The organism is Variovorax sp. P1_H12_2, from assembly GCF_056405335.1.
The window spans coordinates 1-4,773 of record NZ_JBFUCI010000459.1 but is presented as its reverse complement, the minus strand read 5'-3'; the positions used below and the strand labels follow the sequence as shown (position 1 = coordinate 4,773).

At 70.0% G+C, this 4,773-nt stretch carries 4 protein-coding genes; all 4 read right to left on the bottom strand.

Annotation, left to right across the window (positions count from 1 at the left end; genetic code table 11):
* The coding region (locus AC1D2K_RS29985) for a FimL-related protein (protein WP_478093485.1) at nt 1-1,495 on the bottom strand (1,495 nt) is incomplete at its 3' end.
* Between the two features lie 16 nt (nt 1,496-1,511).
* Nucleotides 1,512-3,821: a methyl-accepting chemotaxis protein gene (locus AC1D2K_RS29980; RefSeq protein ID WP_478093487.1), complete on the bottom strand. Its 2,310-nt coding sequence runs from the start codon at nt 3,819-3,821 to the stop codon at nt 1,512-1,514.
* A 49-nt stretch (nt 3,822-3,870) separates the two neighbouring features.
* Entirely contained in the window at nt 3,871-4,404 is a 534-nt protein-coding gene (locus AC1D2K_RS29975; protein ID WP_478093484.1) for a chemotaxis protein CheW, read from the bottom strand.
* A gap of 18 nt (nt 4,405-4,422) precedes the next feature.
* Nucleotides 4,423-4,773: response regulator transcription factor (locus AC1D2K_RS29970; protein WP_478093483.1), on the bottom strand; the 351-nt coding region annotated here is incomplete at its 5' end.

Here is a 4,773-nt window from a genome sequence, read left to right as displayed (position 1 = left end):
GGCTCGGCACGGTGCGCAGCAGGCCCTTTTCGGTCGGCCTGCGGAAGAACTGATCGAGCGACTTCTCGAGTTCGCCCAGGTGGCTGCGCAGCTCGCCGACCACGGTGCCCATGGTCTGGCGATCGCTGACGCGGCGGTAGAGCTCCTCCATCCAGGGCTCGAGCGGCTCGGAGCGGCCGCCGTCGCGGGCCCGCTCGATGCGGCCCGCCAGCTGCACGGTGCGCGCGGTAAGTTGGCGGTCGTGCGGATCGAGGTCCTCGAAGGCGGCCTCGAGGTACAGCACCGAAGTCGCGACTTCCATCGCCAGCTCGGTCGCCGGCGGCTGGCCCGACCCCATCGAGGCCTCGACCGCATTGTTGAGCGCCTGCACCATCGGTGCGCTGGGCGGATGCAGCTTCTGGAGCGATTCGCCGAGCTGCGCGAAGGTGTCGGCGACCTGCCGCGTGCGGCTGGTGTCGCCGCCCGACAGCGCCGACCACATCTCTTTCGCGGCCTCGATGCGCTTGCGCGCCTGCGCCAGCACCAGCGGGTCGAAGCGGCCGAACTGCTCGATCGTGTAGTCGACCGACTGTTCGTTGGCGACGCCCCAGGCGACGCGCACCGCGCGCAGGGTGGCGGCCTCGTCGCGCGGGCCGGGCGCGGCCTGCGCGCAGAAGAACAGCAGGTCCTGGCCCAGGCGATCGGACACGGTGTTGTCGCCGCGTGCCAGGGTGGCGTATTGCAGCAGCACGCGCGAAGCGGCGCGCTTCACATGCGAGTCGGTCGGTATCAGCGCCAGCGCCAGGGCCTCGAAGAAGCCGGCGGCCAGGGTCCAGAAGCTCGCGACCCGCGGCATCGACGCGCCGCGCCCGAGCCCGAGGCACAGCGCCTGGAGCCGGCGGGCGGCGTGGTCGTCGCCGCTCTTGACGACCTTGAGCACCTCGCGGTCGAGCTTGGAGCGCACCGCCGGGTCATAGACCAGCGCAGACTGGGTCGGCGCCGGCTTGATCTCGACCCAGCGCCAGGTCATGCTCCAGAGGTCGGCCGGATGCACCCGTTCGTTGCCGACCAGCTCGAGCACCTCGCGGTACTGCGGGAACAGCGCCACCGACGACACCACCTTGCCGGCGATCATCGCGTTGAGGAAGTCGGCCACCGCGAAGCCCGCGCGATCGATCTTCTCGACCGCGCTCTCGTTGCAGCGCAGCGGCTCCGTGACGAAGCTCTGGACCGCGAACTCCATCGCGCCCAGCACCAGGGCCGGCGCCGTGTGGCCCACCATCTGGAGCGCACCGACGGCCTGGTGCAGATGCTGGCGCGTCAGGCGCAGCGGCGCGGTRTCGATCTCCGTGCCCGGCGCGGCGGCGGCGGCCTCGCGGGCGAAGCGCCGCAGCGTCTTGCCGACTCCGTCGAGCGACTTCTGGATCTCTCCCAGGACCCAGGCCAGCGGCCCGAGATCCTCGGTGGCCGGCGCGTTGCCGGCGGTGTGGGCGACGGTGGGGCTTTGGATCGACACGTTGGGCGCTCGGCGTTCAGGCAATCTTGAAACGAGACACGGACTGACGCAGTTCCTCGGCCATGTGCGAGAGCTCGCGAACCTGCTGCGCGGTGGTCCGCGTGCCCTCGCCGGTCTGCTCCGTCACGGCGAAGATGTGCTGGATGTTCGCGGCCACCACGTTGGCCGAATCGGCTTCGCGGGAGGCGGACTGCGAAATCTGCTCGATCAGTTCGGCCAGCCGGCGCGACACGCGGTCGATCTCCGACAGCGCGGTGCCGGCGTTGTCGGACAGCTTCGCGCCCTCCACCACGCCCTGCGTGGAACGCTCCATGGCGCCCACCGCATCCTGGGTGTCGGTCTGAATGGCCTTCACGAGCGCCGAGATCTGGCGCGTGGCGTCGGCCGAGCGTTCGGCCAGGCGCTGCACTTCTTCCGCCACCACCGAGAAGCCGCGACCGGCTTCGCCGGCCGAGGCGGCCTGGATGGCGGCGTTGAGCGCCAGCACGTTGGTCTGTTCGGTAATGTCCGAGATCAGCTCGGTGATTTCGCCGATCTCCTGCGAGGACTCGCCCAGGCGCTTGATGCGCTTGGAGGTCTCCTGGATCTGGTCGCGGATCGAGTTCATGCCGCCGATCGCGTTCTGCACCGCCTGCAGGCCCGACGAAGCGGCTTGCAGCGATTGCCGCGCCACCGTGGCCGATTCCTGCGCCTGCGAGGACACGCCGTTGATTCGCTCGGCCATGGTCAGCACCGACTGGCCGGTCTCGCGGATCTCGCGCAGCTGTTCGGTCGAGGCCGCCAGCAGTTCGGTCGAGGTGCTTTCCACCTGAGAGGTGGTCTGCGCCACGCGGGTCGCCGTGTTCTGCACGTTGCCCACCAGCAGGCGAAGCTCTTCCACCGTGTAGTTCACCGAGTCGGCGATGGCGCCGGTGATGTCCTCGGTCACCGTGGCTTCCTGCGTCAGGTCGCCTTCGGCCACCGTCTGCAGTTCGTTCATCAAACGCAGAATGGCGGCCTGGTTGGCAGCGTTGACGCGGCTCGCGTCCTCGCTCACGCGCTCGGCCTCGACCCGATCGCGCTCCGCCGCGGCGGCACGCTCGCGGCCTTCGCGCACCTGCACGAAACCGATCGCGCCGGCCAGCGCCAGGGCGGCCAGCGACAGCACGAACAGCATCACCACCGTGCCGGCGCCGAGGCCGGTGCGGGCCGAGAGCTTTTCCTGCAGGTCGCCGAGCGCGGTGCGCAGCGGTTCGCTGTCGGCCAGGATGGCGGCTTGCGCCTCGCGCGCCGCCACCAGGCCCTGCAGATTGCCCAGGATGGCGCCGGCTTGGGTACGGGTCGATTCGTAGGTCTTCAGGATGGCTTCGAGCTGCTGGCGCGTCTGCGCGTCGCGCGTGCCCGGCAGGCGCTGCTGCGGGCTGCCGTCGAGCAGGCCGCGGGTGATTTCCTGGAAGCTGTTCAGGTCCTTGCCGAGCAGGAACACGGCGTCCGGGCTCACGCCCTCGACCGTCAGGAACTCGTTGGCCGACTTGCCGATGCGCTGCGTCAGCATCACCAGCTGGCCGGCGGCGGAGATTTCCGGGATGGTCGCGTTCTGCTGCATCTTCAGGGAAGCCACGGTCTCGGCCATCTCGAGCAGGTCCGAGGACTGGCGATTGATGTCGCGCAGCGCGGTGCCGACCTGGGTCAGGATCTTCTGCTGGGCGAGCACGGCCTTGGCATTCTTGTCGGCCCGCTCGACCAGCGGGCCGATCTTGCCGAGCTCGGCGTCGTACTGGCTGCCCGCGCGCTCCAGCTTGAGGGCATCGTCGCCGTGGGTCAGGCCCTGCACGCGGCGGGTCAGGTCGTCCGCGCTGTCGCGCACTTCGACGAAGGCGGCGACGTTGCCGACCAGCGCCTGCGACACCGACTTGGCGAGTCGCTGCGACTGCATCAGCGACTGGCCGGTGGCCGCCACCTGCTGCGCCAGGCGTTCAGCACGCAGGATGGCGGAGCCGGCGACCAGCAGCAGCAGCAGCACCACGCCCGCCAGCGCCAGCGCGAGGATCCGCTGCTGGCGCGCCGGGCTGGATCGCCGCGAGCGCCTCGATCGGGTCGCGCCCGGCGGCGGCACGGCGCCGGAACCGTCGGCCGGTGGCACCTCCCCCGCGCTCTGCAGCGCGGCATCGGCCGCCGCCGGCGAGGCCTCGGGCTCCGGCACGGCATCGCGGCGCACCGGCTCGGCCCTGTCGTCGCCCGTCTGCACGGTTTCGATGCTGTCCAGCGACAGGGTGGCTGCGCTGTCGGCGCCCACGGTGACGCTGTGGCCGCCTTGGGGCAGGAGTTTCTTGAACTTGTCGGCGATCGAGCTCACGGTCGGTCCTTCAGGTTGTAGTCGGTGCTCGGCAGGCCGCTCAGGCGCCGATACTCAAAAACTGGGGTTGCTGCGAAAGCGCCTGCAGGTTGATTTCCTGCCAGCGCCCYCCGGCGGCGTCGGTGTACGAATTCCCGAACCAGGGCGGCGCGTCGCCCTGCGGCGCCTCCGAGGCGACGAAGGCTTCCACGCCGCGCAGTCCGACCAGGCGGTCGATCAGCAAGGCGCAGTTGACTTCCAGCATTTCGTTGAGCGCCACCAGCCGCGATTGCGCGCGGGCGGCGTCGTTCACCACGGGTGCCGTGACGGCGCCGCCGGCGAAGCTCGACAGCTGGACCACGCCGTAGAGGCCGCCGCGCAGGTTGGCCACGCCCAGGAACCAGGGCGCGGTGTAGGGCACGGACTGCGGGGCCACCCAGGGAAAGATCTCGCCGGCGTGGCCGAGCGGGAACAGATAGTTCGATTCGCCCGCCTCCACGGCAAGCCAGGAGGCGGACACGTCCGAGGTGCGCGCCGCCTGCAGGCGGCTGGCGAGCCGGGACTGGAAAGCGCGGAGAGCGTCGCGGTTGGCCATGGGCGGCAGGGAGCTCGATCAGGCCAGGGCGCTGATCTTGGCCATCAGCTCGGCGGCGTTCACCGGCTTGACGATGTAGTCGCGGGCACCCTGGCGCATGCCCCACACGCGATCGGTTTCCTGGTTCTTGCTGGTGCACAGGATGATCGGCACGGCCGCGTACTGCGGATTGCGGGCGATGGCGCGCGTGAGCTGGAAGCCGTTCTGCCCCGGCATCACGACATCCATCAGGATCAGGTCGGGCTGCTCCTCTTCGAGCCGGCGCATCGCGTCATCCGCGTTCTCCGCCGTCTTGACCGAGAAGCCGTTCTTCTGGAGCAGGTCGGTCAGGAACACGAGTTCGGTCTTGGAATCGTCGACCACGAGCAC